The organism is Kitasatospora sp. NPDC057542, assembly GCF_042801945.1.
Taxonomy (GTDB): Bacteria; Actinomycetota; Actinomycetes; order Streptomycetales; family Streptomycetaceae; genus Kitasatospora.
In genome coordinates this window covers 1-17,689 of sequence record NZ_JBHVFE010000164.1, presented here as the reverse complement: position 1 = coordinate 17,689, position 17,689 = coordinate 1, and the positions used below count along the sequence as shown (strand labels likewise).

The window sequence follows — 17,689 nt, the reverse complement described above, 5'->3', positions numbered from 1 at the left end:
GCGGTCCCCTGGGGGGGCCGCCGCCGCACCTCACTGAACTACTGGCGTACCGAACGCCCTTGAGGGCGTTCACGGTGTTCGGCGAAGCCGCCGTTCACCGCGGCCGGCTGTCGGTCAGGGGCCCGTGATCGTCCAGTACACGGCGGCGTTGTTGCCGCTGCCCCCGCTCTGCGCGAACCTGAACATCGGGTCGGAACCCGCGGAGTCATAGCTGTTGCTGCCGACGTACGGGTTGTTCCAGTGGAGCTGGACGCGCTTGCCGTTGAGCCCGGGGTTCCCACAGTTCTCCGCGTCGTAGATGACGTGGCCCTCGGTCCCGGTCATGAAGCCGTTGCTCTCGGACTGCCAGCGTCCGGTCGTCCCGTCGGACATGACGGCCACCGGGGCCAGGCCGTCCGACCAGATGCCGTGGTCCAGCCAGGCGTTCTGCAGGCGCAGTTCGCAGCCCGTCCAGTTGACGACCGAGACCTGCGTGCTGCGCGCCGCGCTCAGTGCCTGCGCCGCCGCGGACTGCCGGTCCGCGGTGGCCGCGCCGGCCGGGGCGGCCGTCGCGAACATCGCCGCGACACCGGCCACGGCCAGGGCCGAACTGATCAGAGCCTTCCGCTTTGCCATCGCATGTTCCTCTCGCTCTCGGACCGCATCGGTGCGGTCGTCCTGGTCGAAGGCTCGACCGCGCCTGTCGACAGGAGATCGACAGCCTGTTGACGGGTGATGGACAGGCAACGGGCCGCCGGTCACCGGTGACGCGAGGCGACCGGCGCCGGTCGGCCGCCTCACCGCCCGGCGCGGCCGGCGGGTCGTCGCTGGTCGCAGGGGCCTTCCGGGACACCCGAACGGTTCGCTCGCCGTTCCGCGCGGAGCGATCCGCGGGAGCCTGCGCCGGCATGTACACGAGGGCGGATGCTCCCCCGTTCACGGACCGGGGTGCGACGCCCCTGCCGCCTTCGGCCCTCCCCGGTCCCGGACGGCACGACACCCGCGAACCGCGGTGCCGCAACGTCCCCGGCAGGCGGGTCCAGCCCGGTGCGTCGGCCCTGACCAGGGGTGATTTGCGGTCGGTATCATGCGCCCGGGGGATCGTTTGCGGGCGGAGGGGGAACGGCCGGTGAGTGGGTTACGGTTCGCGGTGCTGGGGCCGCTGCGGGGATGGCGGGACGGCGGCGAGCTCGCGCTCGGCTCGCCGCAGCAGCGGAGCCTGCTGCTCGCACTGCTGCTGAGGGCCAACCACCCCGTGTCGACCGGTCAGCTCGTCGACGACCTGTGGGGCGAGGAACCGCCCGCCAAGCCCGCCGCCGTGATCCGGACGTACGTCCACCGCCTGCGCCGCATCCTCGGGCCCGCCGCGCCGACCACGCTCAGCGGGGGCTACCTGCTCGCCCTGGACCCCGGGGGCCTGGACATCCACCACTGCGAGGAGCTCGTCGGCGAGGCGAAGGAGCTCCGCGCCGGCGGCGAGCACGCCCGCGCCGCCGCCACGCTCCGCTCGGTGCTGGCCCTGTGGCAGGGCGAGCCGATGAGCGGACTCCCCGGCCCCTACGCCGAGCGGCAGCGGGGCGAGTGGGCCGAACGCCGGGTGACCGTCCTGGAGTCGTGCCTGGAGGCCGAGGTCGAGGCCGGACCGTCCGGCGAGGCCGTCGCCGAACTGACCGCGGTCGTGGCCGAACACCCGCTCAGGGAACGGTTCTCCGAACTGCTGATGCTCGCCCTCTACGGGACCGGCCGGCAGGCCGAGGCCCTGGGCGTGTACCGCACGGCGGACCGGCGGCTGCGGGAGCAGCTCGGCGTCTCCGCCGGGCCCGGTCTGCGCGAGTTGCAGCGCCGGATCCTGGTGGCCGACGCCGCCCTCGTGGCGCCCGCGCGGCCCCGGTCCGCCACCGCGGCCCGCCCGCCCCAGAAGGACCGTCCGCCGTACCAGGCAGCGGTACGGCCGACCCAGGTCCCGGCCGACCTCGCCGACTTCACCGGCCGCGAGGCGCAGACCGAGGAACTGCGGACCGTCCTGCTCGCCCCCCGCACCATGCCCGTGGCGACCGTGTCGGGCCTGGGCGGCGTGGGCAAGACCGCCCTGGCCGTCCATGTCGCGCACAAGCTGGCCGCCGACTTCCCCGACGGCCAGCTCTACCTCGACCTGCACGGGGCCGACGGCCGCCCGAACCGGCCCGAGGAGGCGGTGGGGGCCTTCCTCCGCTCCCTCGGCGTGCCGGCGGACAGGATGGCCCCCGGACTCGCCGAACGCTCCGCCCAGTTCCGCTCGTTGCTCTCCGGCCGACGCGTGCTGGTGGTCCTCGACAACGCCCGGGACGCCGAACAGATCAGGCCGCTGCTGCCCGGCCGGCCCGGCTGCGCCGTGCTCGTCACCAGCCGGGCCAGGCTCGGGTCGCTGCCCAACGCGCATGTCGTCGAACTGACCGCCTTCGCCCCGCAGGAGGCCCTCGGCCTGCTCGGCCAGGTGATCGGCGGGCAGCGGCTGCGGGCCGAGGCGGACACGGCCGCGGAACTCGTGCGGCTCTGCGGCCATCTCCCGCTGGCCGTGCGCGTCCTGGCCGCCCGCCTCGCCTGCCGGCCCGGCTGGAGCATGGACCTGCTGCTCGACAAGCTGTCCGGCGATCGCCGCCGGCTGGACGTGCTGCGCGCCGGGGACCTCGCCGTCGAGTCGGCGTTCCGCTTCGGCTACGACCAGCTGACGCCCGAACAGGCCCGGGCCTTCCGCCTGTTGGCGGTTCCGGAGGTGCCCGATCTGTCGCCGGGCGCGGTGGCGGCGGTGCTCTGCCTGCCCGGGCAGGAGGCCGAGGAACTGGCCGAGTCACTGGTCGACTGCTCGATGCTGGAGACGGCGCCACCGGACCGCTACCGGTACCACGACCTGCTGCGCGCCTTCGCCCAGCAGCTCACCCCCGCCACGGCGGGAGGCCCACAGGCGCAGGCAGGCCCGGCGGCGGAGGCGGACCGCCCCGCTGCCGTCCTCACCCGCCTGGCGGCCCGTCACCACGCCGAGACCGTCGCGGCGCTCGGCCCGTCCGCCGCCCGTGCCGCCCTGCCCGGTGCCGACGCCGGTTCCCGCACGGTGGCGCCCCACGGCCGCGTCGACTACCACGGCATCGGCGCGCTGGTCGGCCAGTACGCCGGGCTCCCCGAGCCGCCCCGGCTCGATCTGGTGGCCGAACTGCTTCTCGGCTGCAGCCTGTTGTGCGAGACCGGCCAGGCCACCCGGCCGCTCGGGCACGCGGCCAAGGTCCTGCTCCGGGCCGCCGTCCACAAGGGCGACCGGACGGCCGAGGTCAGGGCCCGGCTGGTGCTCGGACGGCTGCTGACCGAGGTCGGCTCCGAACCCGCGGCCCTCGCCGAGCTGCTCAAGGCCCGCGAGCTGTGCACCGCCCACGACCTGCCGGGGCCGCTGCTCGCCCTGGCCCACGCCTCGCTGGCCGCCCTGTTCGTCCAGGTCGGCCGGCCGGGCGACGCGGTCGGCGGCTTCACGGCGGCGATCTCGGTCTGGGAGCGGCTCGGCGACCAGCGCTCGGTGGCGGCCGAACTGCTCAACCTGGCGGGCGCGTTCACCGAGCTCGGCCGGTTCGAAGCGGCGGTCCGCGTCGTCGACCAGTCCCTGCTGATCTGCCACCGGCTCGCGGACCACGAGCTCCAGGCGCTCGCCCTGGATTCGATGGGGACGATCGCCCACGACCGCGGCGAGTTCGAGCAGGCCCTGCGCCACCACCGCAACGCCCTCACCCTGCTGCGGCCGGACGACCGGCGCCGCACGGGCCGTACGCTGCTGCGGCTCTCCGAGTCGCTGCGCGCCGTCGGCCGCAGCGAGGAGGCGGTGGCGGCGGCCGACCGGGCGGTCGAGGTGCTGACGCTCGACGGCGACCGCCGGGGGCGGGGGCTGGCCCTGGCGGCGCTCGGTGACGCGCTCGCCGACCGCGACGGCGACGGGGACGCGGCCCGGGCATGCCGGTCGGAGGCCTACGACATCCTGGCCTCCATCGGATCCCCCGAAGCCAACCGGCTGCACGCCCTGATCGGCCCCGGCCGGCCCGCCGTACGGCCCCGCCGGCAGTGGCCGTCCTGGCTGCCGGGGTGATACCCGGGAGAGGGTCCGCTCAGCGGCCCCTCCGGCAGCTCAAGTGAGCGTCCACACCTTATTTGCCCCTCCCCCAGGGGCAGGGGGCACAGTGGCGGGCGTGCAGGAGAACGTGATCACCATCGGCGAACTCGCCGCCCGGACCAGGCTCAGCCTCAAGGCCCTGCGGCTCTACGGCGAGCGGGGGCTGCTGCCGCCCGCCCTGGTCGACCCGCGCACCGGGGTGCGCCGCTACGGCCCGGCGCAGGTCGAGCGGGCCCGGCGCATCGCACTGCTGCGCGCCGCCGGGCTGCCGCTGGCGCGGATCGCGGCGGTGCTGGACGCGGACGGCGGCGAGGGCGCGGGCGAGCGGGAGCTGCTGGCGTACTGGCGAGAGCGGGAGGCCGAGCACGCGGCCCGCCGGGAGGCGGTGGGCTATGCCCGAGAGGTCCTGATCGGAAGGAGCACCACCATGTTCGAGATCGCCGAGCGCGACGTGCCCGAGCAGCACGTCCTGTTCGTCCGGCGGCACGTGGACGCCGCCGCACTGCCCGGCTTTCTCCCCGAGGCCAGTACGCTGCTGCTCGGCCGCCTGTGGGAGGTGGGCGCGTGCCTGTCCGCGCCGCTGTTCGCGGTCTACCACGGCCTGGTGGGCGAGGACTGCGACGCCCTGGTCGAGGTCTGCGCCCCCACCCCGAACGCCGTCGGACCGCACGGGCCGTTCGGGGTGCGCATCGAGCCCGCGCACCGTGAGGCGTACACCGCCCTGACCCGGCAGCGCACCGCCACGATGGCCGCCGCCCACGACGCGGTGGGCGCCTGGGTCACCGCCCGCGGGTACGGGCGGGGCGGGCCGAACCGGGAGGTGTACTACCCGAACTGGGCGTCCGGCGGGCCGGAGGAGCACGTCGCGGACGTCGCCGTGCCGCTGGCCGCGGGCCCGCGGTGACTGCCCGCGCCGATCCTCATGACCACCGGCTCCACCGACCACCTGGAGGCGGCGCTGGACTCGGGCCTCGCGCGGCTGGGGCTGACACCGGGCTCACGGGGAACCGGCCGAGGGCCCGCCGCGGCCCGCCGCGGGTGACGCAGCGCGGTCGGGTCCGTACGGACGGGCACAGCCCCGGTGTGGAATGGGCCACATCCCAGGGGCTGTCGAGGGCTCCGGGTGAGAAGGGTCACGCAGGGCACGCGGTCACGGCGGCCGACGGCGAGGACCCCCGGCAGGACTGGGCGGGCGCCGTCGGGGCACGGGCGAAGGGCCTGTCCGCTTCGGGACCTTGGTCATGAATCCGCTCGACCTTCGCCCTGGTGGCGGCCCGTCGGGGCCGGGGCAACTGTGGACGGTCGCCCGTTGTGACCGGGCGGCGGCGCCGTCCGACGTGGGCGGTGCCTTTCCCTGCCGTCTACCCGGCGCACGGTGCGCAGTGCGCGCCGTACGCTCCGGAGGACCCCAAGCACATGTCCCAGACCATCGACAACGCCCCGTATACCGCATTCCACCGCAGGCTGGCCCTCGCCTGTTCGGGCGGACCGCTGCTCGACGGCTACATCCTGAGCATCGTCGGCGTCGCCCTGATCGGGATGCGCCCGGACCTCGGGTTGTCCACCGCGGAAGTCAGCCTGATCGGCGCCGCCGCGCTGGTCGGAATGTTCGTCGGCGGCGCGCTCTTCGGCGTGCTGACCGACAAGATCGGCCGGGAGGTGATGTACACCGCCGACCTGCTCGTGATGGTCGCCTGCTCGGTGCTCTCCTTCTGGGTCGACGCGGTGTGGGCGATCGCCGTGCTGCGCTTCGTGCTCGGCATGGCCGTGGCCGCCGACTACCCCATCGCCACCTCGCTGCTCGCCGAGTGGCTGCCCACCAAGCACCGCGGCCGGCTGCTCGGGAAGCAGATCATCGCCTGGTACGCGGGTTCCGTGCTCGCCTACGTGGTGGGCTACCTGTTCCTGGAGCTGGCCGGGCCGGGCAGCTGGCGCTGGATGCTGGCGAGTTCCACGGTGCTGTGCGTGGTGTTCCTGGTGATCCGCCGCGGCTCCCCGGAGTCCCCGCGCTGGCTGGCCGCCAACGGGCGGGTCGGCGACGCGGTGCGCGTGGTCGAGAAGCACCTCGGGGTCCGGGTCGACGGGCGCGAGCTGATGCCCGACCCGGCCGAGCGCGGCCGCCCCGGCGGACTGCGCCTGCTGATGACCCAGCCCTACCGGCGCCGCACCCTGTTCTGCGGCCTGTTCTTCCTCTTCCAGGTCGGCCCGCTGTTCGCGATGCTCACCTTCGGCCCGCAGATCCTCTCCTCCTTCGGCATGCCCGGCGGCAACATGATGGAGACCCTGGGCACCGGGCTGATCAGCCTCGTCTTCCTGCTCGGCTGCTACCCGGCGCTGCGGCTGATCGACACCCGCGGCCGGCGCCCCGTCATCATCTGGTCCTTCGCCCTGATGACCGTCCCGCTGGCGCTGCTGGGCGTGTGGCCCACCGCCCCCGCCGCCGTCGCCCTGCTCGCGCTGTGCGCGTACGCCTTCCTGTGCGGCGGGCCCAACGTGCTCGACTGGACCTACCCCAACGAGCTGTTCCCCACCGAGATCCGGGCCACCGCCGTGGGCGTGGCCACCTCGGTCAGCCGGGTCGGCGCGGCCGTGGGCACCTACCTGCTGCCGCTGTCGCTGACCGGGCTCGGCACCGGCCCCACCATGCTGATCGCCGCCGGGGCCACGGCGCTGGGCCTGCTGGTGAGCGTGCTGTGGGCCGAGGAGACCCGCGGCACCGCGCTCGGTGCCTCCCCCGCCGCAGGCGCCGCCGCCCCGCGCCCCGCCCGCGGCACCGCCGTCCCGACCCGGCGCGTCCCGCAGACGGCGCGCTGACGGCCGGCCGAGGCCGCTCCCCTGCGCCACCGACGGCGCCGTCCGGTTCCTCCGGGCGGCGCCGTCCGGCGTCACGGGGCTCCCGCTCCCCGCGGGCGTTCCAGGGTGGCGCGGCAGGCCGGGTGATGTTCGGGTCCGTTGCGGCCGTCGATGCCGCAGCAGGCGCCGACGGAACACCCTTGCAAGTCCCTGCACGCGCAACTATTGTTCATGAATGTAAATGCATCTGCAAAAGTTGCATGCTCGCCCCTTCGTCCTGGCGCCAGCCGACCCCACCGGGAGTCCGACATGAGCACCACTCTCTTCGCCCCGCTCACCCTGCGAGCCCTGACCGTCTCCAACCGGATCTGGATGCCGGCGATGTGCCAGTACAGCGCCGCCCCGGACGGGGACGCGGCCGGCGTCCCGACCGACTGGCACTTCACCCACCTCGCGGCCCGCGCCGCCGGCGGCACCGGGCTGATCATCACGGAGGCCACCGCGGTCAGCCCCGAGGGGCGCATCAGCCCGTACGACCTCGGCATCTGGAACGACGAGCAGGCCGCGGCCTTCCGCCGGATCACCTCCTTCCTGAAGAGCCAGGGCACCGTCCCGGCCATCCAGCTCGCCCACGCCGGGCGCAAGGCCTCCACCGAGCGCACTTGGGTCGACCGCGGAGGCCCCGTCGCCCCGGGCGAGGAGCACGGCTGGACCCCGGTCGGCCCCAGCGCCGAGGCCTTCTCCCCCGCCCACACCACGCCGGACGAGCTGACCGAGGCCCGGATCGGCGACATCGTGCGGCAGTTCGCCGACGCCGCCCGGCGTGCGCTCGACGCCGGCTTCCAGGTCGCCGAGATCCACGGCGCCCACGGCTACCTGGTCCACGAGTTCCTCTCCCCCGCGGCCAACCACCGCACCGACGGCTACGGCGGCTCCTTCGAGGGTCGCATCCGCTTCGCCCTGGAGGTCGTCGACGCCGTCCGCTCGGTGTGGCCCGAGGACCTGCCGGTCTTCTTCCGCGTCTCCGCGACCGACTGGCTCACCGAGAACGCGCAGGACGGCCGCGAGGGGTGGACCTCACAGGACACCGTCCGCCTCGCCAAGGAGCTCCGGGCGCACGGCGTCGACCTGCTCGACGTCTCCACCGGCGGCATCGTCCCCGACGCCCGCATCGAGGCCGCGCCCGGCTTCCAGGTGCCCTTCGCCGAGGCCGTGCGCCGCGAGACCGACCTGCCGGTGGCGGCCGTCGGCCTGATCACCGACCCCGCCCAGGCCCAGGCCATCCTCGCCGGCGGCCACGCCGACGCCGTCCTGCTCGGCCGCGAACTGCTGCGCAACCCCTACTGGGCCCGCCACGCCGCCGCCGAACTCGGCGGCGAAGTCACCACCCCCGTCCAGTACCACCGCGCCTGACGCCCGCGGGCAGCCGGGGCGGGAAGCCGGCCGGGCCGGTTCTCCGCCCCACCGGGGTTCACCAGCGCAGGAGTTCGCCGGTAGCGGCGAGGCGGTCGAGCACCTCGCAGGTGGTGGCGCTGGGCGCGGGGCGGTCGATGGCGCGCCGGGCGAAGTCCATGAGGGGCCTCCGGGCGGGCCGGGTGTTCCCGGCCCGCCCCTGGTGGTGCCCGGTGGGTGACGCGGGTGCCGGTGCCGGGTCAGAAGGGCTTGGTCGGCAGGTACTTGCCGTCGAGGGTGATGACGGCGCGCTCGCCGCCCTCGGGGTCGGCGACCTTCTTCACGTCGAGCCTGAAGTTGATCGCGGAGATGATGCCGTCGCCGAACTCCTCGTGGACCAGGGCCTTGAGGGTGGTGCCGTAGACCTGGAGCATCTCGTAGAAGCGGTACATGGTCGGGTCGGTGGGGATGCGGTTGGGCATCGAGCCGCGGACCGGGATGGTCTGCAGCAGCATCGCCGCGTCCTCGTCCAGGCCCAGCAGCTCGGCGACGGCCTCGGCGGACTCCTGCGGCAGCGGGTGCTGGCCGAGGACGGCGGCGGTGGTGAAGGCCACCGACAGGCCGGAGGCCTCGGCGATCTGCTTCCAGGAGAGGTTCTTGCGGATCTTGGCCTCGACGGCGGCGTCGGCCAGCGCCTCGCGGGCACTCTGGTTGAACTGGGCGTGCACCATGACGGTTGCGTCCTTTCGGGGTGGAGAGGGGGCACGTCACCGGGGACGGGGGTGGCGTGCGGGGGTACGGGGGGGGGGGTCAGGCGGCGAGCGCGGGGATGGCGGCGGCCAGGTCCTCGACGCGGCCGGTGGGGATGTCGTAGACCCAGCCGTGCAGGGTGGTCCCGCCTTCCGCGAGGGCCCTGGCGACCGAGGGGTGGGTGGCCAGGTTCGCCAGTTGCGCGAGCACGTTCTGCCGTACCAGGGCGTCGACGTCACCGGCGGCGGCGGTGCGGGCCCGGGAGGCGTCCGCGTGCCGCAGCCAGGCGGCGACCGCCGGGGCGCCGCTGAGGTCGTGGCCCTGGGCGAGCGCGGTCATCGCGCCGCACGCGGAGTGACCGCAGACGACGATGTCCTTGACGCCCAGCGCGGCGACGGCGTACTCGATGCTCGCCGCGACCCCGTCGGCCTCGGGGGTGTAGGCGGGGACCAGGTTGCCGGCGGTGCGGATGACGAACAGGTCGCCCGGCTCGGTGCCGGTGATCAGCTCGGGCACGACGCGGGCGTCGGAGCAGCCGATGAACAGCGTGTGCGGGGTGTGGTGCGTGGCCAGATGGGCGAAGAGCTCCGCCTTGGCCGGGAAGACGTCCCTCTGGAAGCGGGCGACGCCCTCGGTGAGGTCCTGCACGGGTCACTCCTCTCGGTGGTGATCGGCCCCGTGGGCTGGTGAGATCCACCATGCATGACCTGCTCCTATAGTGTCCAAGAGGCATCAGGCATAGAAACTATTGGTTGTATCTATAGTCGTTCCCATGGCTGCTCCCGAACTGCGTCACCTGCGCTACCTGCTCGCCGTGGCCGAACACGGCAACTTCACCCGCGCCGCCGAGGAGCTGCACATCTCGCAGCCCACGCTCTCCCAGCAGATCAAGCAGCTGGAGAAGACCCTGGGCGTACAGCTGCTGGACCGCACCGGCCGCACGGTGCGGCTCACCGACGCCGGCGCCGTCTACACCGACCACGCCCGCCGCGCGCTGCGCGACCTGGCCGCCGCCGAACGCGCCGTCCACGACGTCCAGGACCTCTCCCGCGGCCACCTGCGCCTGGGCGTCACCCCCACCTTCACCGCCTACCTGGTCGGCCCGCTCACCGCCGAGCTCCACACCCGCCACCCCGGCGTCGGCCTCACCCTGACGGAGGCGACCCAGGACCGCATCGAGGCGGCCCTGCTCGCCGACGACCTCGACCTCGGCATCGCCTTCAGCGGCACCCACCTGCCCGGCATCGCCGCCACCGCGCTGTTCACCGAGGCCCTCAGCCTCGTCACCGGCGCCCCGCGCGCCGGGGCGACGCCCGGCCCGCTACCGGTCCACGCCCTCAAGGACGAACAACTCGCCCTGCTCAGCGGCGACTTCGCCACCCGCGGTCACATCGACGAATACCTCGCCCGGCACCGGGCCGCCCCGCGCATCACGGTCGAGGCCAACTCCGTCCAGGCCCTCACCGAGATCGTCCGGCGCACCGGCCTGGCCACCGTCCTGCCCGACGCCATCACCCACGACCACCCCCATCTCACCCCCGTCCCCCTCGACCCGCCCCTGCCCACCCGCACCGTCACCCTCCTGCACCGCGAGGGCGCCTACCGCAGCGCCGCCACCCGCGCCTTCACCCGCCTCACCCACGACCTCGTCCACGCACGCGGCTACGCACCCGCTCCCTAGGTGTCCTGTCGCACCAGGTGGCTCAGGCGGGGCGTCAGTCCTCCGGCCGCCGCCGCAGCCACCGGTAGATCAGGGCGGCCGCGGCGGCGCCGACGGCCAGGACGGCGACGTCGAACGCTTCGAGCACGGCCACGGCCTGCCCGTGGTGCTGGTACACGCCGGACAGCAGGGCCCTGGCGGCCAGGGCCGCCACCGCCCCGCCGCTCGCGGCGATGAGGGCCTCGATCTGGCCGGTGCGCCGGGGCATCCGCTCAGAACCCGGTGAGGGTCGTCTTGCCGATCGCCGTGCCGGACTCCTGGAGGCGGTGGGCCGCCCGGAGGTTGGCGGCGTTGACGGGGCCGAGGTCGCGGGTCGCGGTGGTGGCGAGGACGCCCGCGTCCACCAGGCGCGCGACCCGGTCGAGGATGCGGTGCTGCACCGCCTGGTCGGCAGTGGCGTGCAGGGAGCGGGTGAACATGAACTCCCAGTGGAAGGAGATGCTCTTGCCCTTGAGGACGCCGATGTCCAGGGAGTCGAAGTCGTCGATGGCGACGATGCCGCCGAAGGGGTTCAGGGCCTCGGCGTAGGCGGTGAGGTTGCGGTCGGTGGCGACGGTGCTGAAGACGTGGTCGAGGCCGCCGGGGGCGACCCGTGCCAGCTGCGGGCCGAGTGGCCGGGTGTGGTCGATCACGTGGTCGGCGCCCATGCGTCGGGCGAAGTCGGCCGACTCCGGGCGGGAGGCGGTGCCGATCACGGTCAGACCGGTGAGGGCACGGGCGAGTTGGGTGACGAGGGAGCCGACGCCGCCCGCGGCGGCGGTCACCAGCAGGGTGCCGCCCTGCTCCGGGCCGCCGGTGCCCAGGCCGAGGCGCTCGAAGAGGCCTTCCCAGGCGGTGAGCGCGGTCAGCGGGAGCGCGGCGGCTCCGGCGAAGGAGAGGGTGGCCGGCTTGCGGCCGGCCAGGCGCTCGTCCACCGCGTGGTAGCGGGAGTTGGCGCCGGGCCGCTCCAGGGCGCCGGCGTAGTACACCTCGTCGCCGACCTCGAACAGCTCCACCTGCGGGCCGACCGCGACCACGGTGCCGGCCGCGTCCCAGCCCAGCACCCGCGGCTCGCCGCCCGGGTCGGCGTTCTGCCGGACCTTGTGGTCCACCGGGTTGACGGCCACCGCCTCCACCCGCACCAGCAGGTCGCGCGGGCCCGGCTGGGGTACGGGCAGCTCGATGTCGAGCAGGCTCTGCGGGTCGTCGACCGGCAGGCTCCTGCGGTAGGCGACGGCGGGCATCGTCGCCGGGATCGTGGTCGTCGCGGGCATCTCGGCCATCAGGGGGTCTCCTCGTCAGGGGGTGGCGTGCCCTCGCTGTCCGGGCACGTCGGCGACGGTATGCGAAAGGTAGTGGTTACCCGCAAGGACCATTGCTACCCATTGGGTACCGAAGCAGTACCCGACGGGTACCATCGGCGCGTGACGACGACCCGTACGACGAAGACCCACGCCCCCGACTGCACCGACCCCAAGTCCGTCTACGCCGCGGCCTGCCCCTGCCGCGACATGCTCGACCTGCTGGCCAACAAGTGGAGCGCCCTCGCGCTGGGTGCCCTGGAGGACGGCCCGCAGCGCTTCGGCGCGCTGCGCACCCGTCTGCAGGGCGTCAGCCCCAAGGTCCTCACCCAGACCCTGCGCCGACTGGAGGAGCACGGCCTGGTCCACCGCGAGATCCACGCCGAGGTCCCCCCGCGGGTCGAGTACAGCCTCACCGCGCTGGGCGCGGACGCCTGCGTCCCGCTGGCGCACCTGCGCACCTGGGTGGAGCGCAACATCGACCGCTTCCCCGAGCCCGTCTGAACCGCTACCCCTCGGGTGAGCCCGGCAGGTCGAGGGTCACCCGCAGGCCGCCGGCCGGATCGGGGGCGAGGTGGAGTTGGCCGTGGTGGGCTTCGGTGACGGCGGCGACGATCGCCAGGCCCAGGCCGTGGCCGCGGCGGGCCGGGTCGGTTTCGGCGGTGCGCCCACGCCCGCGCAGGAACGGTTCGGTGAAGGTGGCCACGGCCTGCGCCGTCAGCTGCGGGCCGGTGTTGGCGACGGTCAGGCGCACCCGCCCGGGCCGCTGCGGGTCGGCCCCGGTGGCGACGGTGACCCGCCCGCCGGAGGCCAGGTTGTGCCGCAGCGCGTTGTGCAGCAGGTTGACGGCCGCCTGGCGCAGCAGGACGGGGTTGCCGGTGGTCGGGGCGGGGCGCAGGTCGGCGGTGAGGGTGATGCCGAGGGCCTCGGCCTCGTCGCGGACGGCGGCCAGCGCCTCCCCCGTGGCGGCGGCGAGGTCGGTGGGGGCGAGGTCGGGCGGGGCGTGGCCGAGGTCGGCGAGCTGGAGCAGGGCCTCACTGATCTCGATGCCGCGCTGGTTGGTGTCCTGGAGGCGGGTGACGAGCTTCCCCCAGTCCTGGCCGGCCGGGTCGGCGGCGGCGACCTGGAGCATGGTGCGGCTGATCGCCAGCGGGGTGCGCAGTTCGTGGGAGGCGTTGGCGGCGAAGCGCTGCTGGGCCTCGAAGGAGCGCTGGAGGCGTTCGAGCATCTCGTCGAAGGCGTCGGAGAGGTCGGTGAACTCGTCGCGCGGCCCGGTGAGGGCGATGCGGTGCTCCAGCGCCCCGCTCGCGGCGGTGTGGGCGGCGCGGGTGATGTCCTGCAGCGGGCGCAGCACCCGGCCGGCGATCAGCCAGCCGCCGGCCAGGCCGACGGCGGTCAGCAGCGCCAGGGCGTAGCCGCTGGCGGTGAGCAGGGAGTGCAGGATCTCCTGGCGGGAGGGGGCGTCGGAGCGGTAGCGCGGGTTGGAGGAGGTGAGGGGGTAGTTGGGGACGTAGCGCATGCCGACGTAGACCACGGCGAGGGAGAGGGTGCCGGCGGTGACGGCGAAGAGGGTGTAGCTGAAGGTCAGGCGCATCCGGGCGGTCAGTCGGCGCGGGCGGCTTCCCGGACGGCGCTTGCCGGGCGGGCGCTCGGCACGGGGGGGCTTGTTCACCGCGGGGTGCCTTCCCCTCCGGGGCCGGTGAGGCGGTAGCCCACCCCCGGCACGGTCTGGATCACCCATGGGTCGCCGAGGCGTTTGCGCAGGCCGGAGATGGTGATGCGGACCGCGTTGGTGAAGGGGTCGGCGTTCTCGTCCCAGGCGCGTTCCAGCAGGTCCTCGGCGCTGATGACGCCGCCGCGCGCCGTCATCAGGACCTCCAGGACGGCGAACTGCTTGCGGGACAGGCCCACGTAGCGGCCGTCCCGGTAGACCTCGCGGCGGAAGGGGTCCAGGCGCAGCCCGGCGTACTCCAGGACGGGCGGGGTGGCCTGGGCCGGGCGGCGGGCCAGCGAGCGCAGCCGTACGACGAGTTCGGCGAGGTCGAAGGGCTTGGTGAGGTAGTCGTCGGCGCCGAGTTCGAAGCCTGCGACCTTCTCGTTCAGCCGGGCGGCGGCGGTGAGCATCAGCACCCGGCAGCCGAGGCCGCGCTGGACGATGCTGCGGCAGACGTCGTCGCCGTGGGTGCCGGGGATGTCGCGGTCGAGGACGACGACGTCGTAGCTGTGGACGGCCAGGCGCTCCAGCGCCGCGTCGCCGTCGGTGACGATGTCGCAGGCGATCGCTTCCAGTCGCAGGCCGGCCTGGACCGCCTCCGCGAGGTAGATCTCGTCCTCCACCACCAGGACCCGCACGTGCCGTTCTCCCGTCGTCGCCGTTCGCACTCTATTGGACCGGATGGGGTCTATCGAAAACGTATCGGCCTGCGCAGACGTCCTCGCAACACCGCGCCTTCTCCAATGGTCCGCAACGGACGAGCACACCGGGAGGCAGGAATGGACCCGACGCAGACGCAGACGCGGACGGAAGCGGGCACGGCGACGACGACGGTGCGGGGCAAGCGGTGGCTGGCCGCGGGCGGCGCCTCGGCGGCGGCGGTGCTGGCCCTGGCCGGGGCGTACGCCGCCGACCCGCCGGGCACCGAGGCCGCCCTGCGCTCCCTGGCCGCCACCGTCACCGCCCAACCCCCCACGGCCGGGGGCGAGGCGGACGGGGAGGTGCCCGACGGCCGGACGCTGAGCCCCTCCGACACCACGGCCCCGGCCGTGCGCAACCTGGACAAGCCGCTGCGCGAGGCCCTGCAACAAGCGGCCGACGACGCCCGGGCCCAGGGCATCGAGATGACCGTCACCTCCGGCTGGCGCAGCAAGGCCTACCAGCAGCGGTTGCTGGACCGGGCGGTGAGCAAGTACGGGAGCGTGGAGCAGGCCCGCAGGTTCGTCAACACGCCGGAGAAGTCCGCGCACGTCACCGGCAAGGCGGTGGACGTCGGCCCGACCAACGCCGACTACTGGCTGATCCAGCACGGCGCCCGGTACGGGCTGTGCCAGGTGTACAACAACGAGATCTGGCACTTCGAACTGCTCACCCAACCGGGCGGGACCTGCCCGGCTCCGCTGCCGGACGCCGCAGGGTGAGGGGGCGCGCCGTGACGCCTTCCGCGCTTCCCGAAACGCCCACGGAGGCCGGCCCACCGTCGCCCACGCAGGCCGGCCCACCGGACCGACGGCGACGGGCCGTACCGAGGTGGCGGACCGCACCGGGGCGTCGGGCCGCACCCACGGGGCGGGCCGTGCCCCGGTGGCGGCGCGGGCGCGTGCCCGCCGCGCTCGGGCTGCTCACCGCGCTCGCCCTCGGCGGCCACCGGCTGGTGCCGGACCTGGGTATGGGCCTGGGCAGCCTGTGGGAGAGCGCCCTGCCGTGGAGCGGCCTGGTGGCGGTGGCGGCACTGCTGTGCGCGGCGCTGCGCCGGGCGCCGGCGGCGGCCTGCGCGGGCGGGGTGCTGGCCGTGGTGTGGGCGGTGGTGTTCGGGCCGCTGCTGCTGTCCGGCGGGGCGCCGGCGGGCGGGGCCGGCGGGCCGGGTCTGACGGTGGTCACCCACAACGTGAACGCCGCCAACCCGGACCCGGCCGGCACCGCCCGCGCGCTGCTCGCCGCCGGCCCGGACCTGGTCGCGCTGGAGGAGGTCACCGACGCGGCCCTGCCCGCCTACCGGAGCGTGCTGGACCAGGCGCTGCCCCACCACGCCCGCACCGGCACCGTCGCCCTGTGGAGCCGCTACCCGGTGACGGAGTCCCGGCGGCTGGTCATCGACCCCGGCTGGAACCGCTCCCTGCGGGCCGAGGTCCGCGCGCCGGGCGGGCCGTTGGCGGTGTACGTCGCCCACCTCGCCTCGGTGCGGACCACTGTCACCGGCTTCGCCACCGCCCACCGCGACCGCGACATCACCGCCCTCGCCGGGGCCCTGGACGCCGAACCGCTGCGCCGGGTCGTGCTGCTGGGTGACCTCAACACCGCCGCCGACGACCGCGCCCTCGCCCCGCTGGCCGGCCGTCTCACCCCGGCCCGCGGCGGCTTCGGCTTCAGCTGGCCCGCCGCGCTGCCCCTGGTCCGCATCGACCACGTCCTCACCCGCGGCCTTGCCGCCACCGACACCTGGACCCTGCCCGCCACCCCCAGCGACCACCGCCCGGTGGCGGCGAGGCTGTCGGCGTGACGGTGGGCCTCGGCAGGCGGCTCGGGTCGGCTCTCGGCGTTGGGGGTGCGTGCATGGCAGGGCGGAGGAGTGGGCACCTCCCGGCCGCCAGGCCGGGGGCGCGTCGCGGGCCCGGGACTGACCGACGCGGGCGGGGGCCGAAGAACCGGCGAAGGCCGGCTGACCCACGCGCGTCCCACCGCCCGGGGGCCGAGGCCGGAAGCCGTCCCTTCGGCCCCCGACCCTCTCAAGACCCGTCCCATATCCCCAGACGCTTGAGGCGACGCTGCCGGAGCCGCTCTGACACGGCCGTGAGACCGAAAACAAGCCCCAAAAGCAGCCCGAACACTACAGCGAACAGGGGATCACCGGGTTCCTCCTCACGCGACAGCATCAAGAAGAAGAGCGTGAACGGCACGGCCATGCAAAGGCCCGTGCCTATCGGGTGTCGGGCCGCCCATTTCTGGATCCGCGTCGGACGTTTCTGCCCACCCAGGGCACGATCCACAGCCCAGAAGACATCCCCCAGGGACCGCCGCCAGTTCGCCATGGCAGAAGGATATGGCAGCCGATCGACTGCCCCGCCCAGGATCATGACTGGGCAACGGCCTGACAGACACCGAGATCAGGCAGCGAGGTCATTTCCCGTGATCTGCCGTCAGTTCGCGGGTACGGCGTCCTTCGGTGCGGTGTGCCAGTTGGTGACGACCGGCTTGTCGACCGGGGTGGTGCCGACGGGGACGCTCGCCGGGTTCGGGTCGGGGTTGCCGATGCCGATGATGACGTCGGTGAACTCGACCGCCTGGTTGCCCTTGGTGGTCTTGGCCATGATGCCCGCGTACACGGTCTTGGCGCCGCTCAGGGTGATCGGCTCTCCGGCGGCGTGCTCGAAGGGCGCGGCCTCGATGCCGCCCGAGCCGAACGCGATGACGGGGTGGCCGGCGGGGAGCGTGCAGGTGATGCCCGACTTGGCCTTGGCGCTGATCAGGATGTAACCGCCGGCCTGGGATTCGGCCTTCGCGCCGAAGACCAGGTCGTTGGCGCCGCAGGCCTGGCCGTACCCGCTCTTGTCGGCGGCGGGGGCGGACGGGGCGGCGGAGGACTTGGGGGCGGCGGAGGACTTGGGCGGGGCGGTCTGTGTCGGTGCGGCTCCGGCCGGTGCGGCGGCGGTGGCCGCAGGGCCGGTGGCCGCGGGGCCGGTGGCCGCGGGAGCCGCGTCGCTGTTGTCCGGTCCGCAGGCCGTTGCGGTGGCGGCGATCGCCGCGACGGCGGCGGCGGTGAGGACGAGGCGGCGCGTGCGCATGAGGATCTCCTGCTGTCGTTCGGGCGGTGCGGGTCTGTGATGCGTGACCACCGTACGGGGGGGTCGTTCACGGGCCGGTGCGGGAAATATCCCGATCCTGTCCCAGAGGGCGGAGAAAGCGGACGGGCCGGCTCCCCGAGGGAAGCCGGCCCG

The 17,689-nt window shown here is 74.3% G+C and carries 17 protein-coding genes; 8 read left to right on the top strand and 9 right to left on the bottom strand.

Going from position 1 to position 17,689, the window contains the following annotated elements:
• Window positions 1-114: 114 nt before the first annotated feature.
• Window positions 115-615 carry an aegerolysin family protein gene (locus ACFU7Y_RS21325; protein ID WP_380769283.1) on the bottom strand — a complete coding sequence of 167 codons (501 nt, stop codon included), beginning with the start codon at window positions 613-615 and terminating at the stop codon, window positions 115-117.
• A gap of 493 nt (window positions 616-1,108) precedes the next feature.
• On the opposite strand from ACFU7Y_RS21325, the gene ACFU7Y_RS21320 reads away from it, so the two are divergent.
• The 4 genes from ACFU7Y_RS21320 to ACFU7Y_RS21305 all read left to right on the top strand — a co-directional run bounded on the left by ACFU7Y_RS21320 (window position 1,109) and on the right by ACFU7Y_RS21305 (window position 8,311).
• Window positions 1,109-4,081 (top strand): BTAD domain-containing putative transcriptional regulator, encoded by a 2,973-nt coding sequence (locus tag ACFU7Y_RS21320; RefSeq protein WP_224284620.1) that lies wholly within the window; start codon window positions 1,109-1,111, stop codon window positions 4,079-4,081.
• 100 nt (window positions 4,082-4,181) lie between these two features.
• Window positions 4,182-5,009: a MerR family transcriptional regulator gene (locus ACFU7Y_RS21315; RefSeq protein WP_380769281.1), complete on the top strand. Its 828-nt coding sequence runs from the start codon at window positions 4,182-4,184 to the stop codon at window positions 5,007-5,009.
• A gap of 512 nt (window positions 5,010-5,521) precedes the next feature.
• Window positions 5,522-6,919: an MFS transporter gene (locus ACFU7Y_RS21310; RefSeq protein WP_380769279.1), complete on the top strand. Its 1,398-nt coding sequence runs from the start codon at window positions 5,522-5,524 to the stop codon at window positions 6,917-6,919.
• A gap of 288 nt (window positions 6,920-7,207) precedes the next feature.
• Window positions 7,208-8,311, top strand: a complete 1,104-nt coding sequence (locus ACFU7Y_RS21305) for an NADH:flavin oxidoreductase/NADH oxidase (RefSeq protein WP_224283253.1) — start codon at window positions 7,208-7,210, stop codon at window positions 8,309-8,311.
• A gap of 239 nt (window positions 8,312-8,550) precedes the next feature.
• Here ACFU7Y_RS21305 and cynS read toward each other — a convergent pair whose 3' ends face one another.
• Both cynS and ACFU7Y_RS21295 read right to left on the bottom strand, forming a co-directional pair.
• On the bottom strand, window positions 8,551-9,021 hold the full coding sequence (gene cynS / locus ACFU7Y_RS21300) for a cyanase (protein WP_224283254.1): 471 nt from the start codon (window positions 9,019-9,021) through the stop codon (window positions 8,551-8,553).
• A gap of 79 nt (window positions 9,022-9,100) precedes the next feature.
• Window positions 9,101-9,688 (bottom strand): carbonic anhydrase, encoded by a 588-nt coding sequence (locus tag ACFU7Y_RS21295; protein WP_224283255.1) that lies wholly within the window; start codon window positions 9,686-9,688, stop codon window positions 9,101-9,103.
• Window positions 9,689-9,812: 124 nt separating this feature from the next.
• On the opposite strand from ACFU7Y_RS21295, the gene cynR reads away from it, so the two are divergent.
• A complete protein-coding gene (cynR, locus tag ACFU7Y_RS21290; protein ID WP_224283256.1) occupies window positions 9,813-10,721 on the top strand; it encodes a transcriptional regulator CynR in 909 nt (302 codons plus the stop codon).
• Between the two features lie 34 nt (window positions 10,722-10,755).
• Here cynR and ACFU7Y_RS21285 read toward each other — a convergent pair whose 3' ends face one another.
• Window positions 10,756-10,968: a hypothetical protein gene (locus ACFU7Y_RS21285; protein WP_224283257.1), complete on the bottom strand. Its 213-nt coding sequence runs from the start codon at window positions 10,966-10,968 to the stop codon at window positions 10,756-10,758.
• A 4-nt stretch (window positions 10,969-10,972) separates the two neighbouring features.
• Window positions 10,973-11,983, bottom strand: a complete 1,011-nt coding sequence (locus ACFU7Y_RS21280; RefSeq protein WP_374120063.1) for a zinc-binding alcohol dehydrogenase family protein — start codon at window positions 11,981-11,983, stop codon at window positions 10,973-10,975.
• Window positions 11,984-12,163: 180 nt separating this feature from the next.
• Between ACFU7Y_RS21280 and ACFU7Y_RS21275 the strand changes: the two genes are divergently transcribed.
• Window positions 12,164-12,544 carry a helix-turn-helix domain-containing protein gene (locus ACFU7Y_RS21275; protein WP_224283258.1) on the top strand — a complete coding sequence of 127 codons (381 nt, stop codon included), beginning with the start codon at window positions 12,164-12,166 and terminating at the stop codon, window positions 12,542-12,544.
• A 4-nt stretch (window positions 12,545-12,548) separates the two neighbouring features.
• On the opposite strand, the gene ACFU7Y_RS21270 is transcribed toward ACFU7Y_RS21275, so the two are convergent.
• Together ACFU7Y_RS21270 and ACFU7Y_RS21265 are read right to left on the bottom strand one after the other, a co-directional pair.
• On the bottom strand, window positions 12,549-13,712 hold the full coding sequence (locus tag ACFU7Y_RS21270) for a sensor histidine kinase (protein ID WP_380769276.1): 1,164 nt from the start codon (window positions 13,710-13,712) through the stop codon (window positions 12,549-12,551).
• Complete coding sequence (locus tag ACFU7Y_RS21265) at window positions 13,709-14,392, bottom strand: response regulator transcription factor (RefSeq protein WP_224283260.1); 684 nt, start codon at window positions 14,390-14,392, stop codon at window positions 13,709-13,711. The genes ACFU7Y_RS21270 and ACFU7Y_RS21265 overlap by 4 nt, the downstream gene beginning before the upstream one ends.
• 141 nt (window positions 14,393-14,533) lie before the next feature.
• Here ACFU7Y_RS21265 and ACFU7Y_RS21260 point away from each other — a divergent pair, with 141 nt between their 5' ends.
• Together ACFU7Y_RS21260 and ACFU7Y_RS21255 are read left to right on the top strand one after the other, a co-directional pair.
• On the top strand, window positions 14,534-15,175 hold the full coding sequence (locus ACFU7Y_RS21260; RefSeq protein WP_380769274.1) for a M15 family metallopeptidase: 642 nt from the start codon (window positions 14,534-14,536) through the stop codon (window positions 15,173-15,175).
• A gap of 179 nt (window positions 15,176-15,354) precedes the next feature.
• Window positions 15,355-16,254, top strand: a complete 900-nt coding sequence (locus tag ACFU7Y_RS21255; protein ID WP_380769272.1) for an endonuclease/exonuclease/phosphatase family protein — start codon at window positions 15,355-15,357, stop codon at window positions 16,252-16,254.
• 226 nt (window positions 16,255-16,480) lie between these two features.
• On the opposite strand, the gene ACFU7Y_RS21250 is transcribed toward ACFU7Y_RS21255, so the two are convergent.
• Window positions 16,481-16,783, bottom strand: a complete 303-nt coding sequence (locus ACFU7Y_RS21250) for a hypothetical protein (protein WP_224284774.1) — start codon at window positions 16,781-16,783, stop codon at window positions 16,481-16,483.
• A gap of 108 nt (window positions 16,784-16,891) precedes the next feature.
• A complete protein-coding gene (locus tag ACFU7Y_RS21245; RefSeq protein ID WP_224284773.1) occupies window positions 16,892-17,536 on the bottom strand; it encodes a DUF4232 domain-containing protein in 645 nt (214 codons plus the stop codon).
• Window positions 17,537-17,689: the final 153 nt, after the last annotated feature.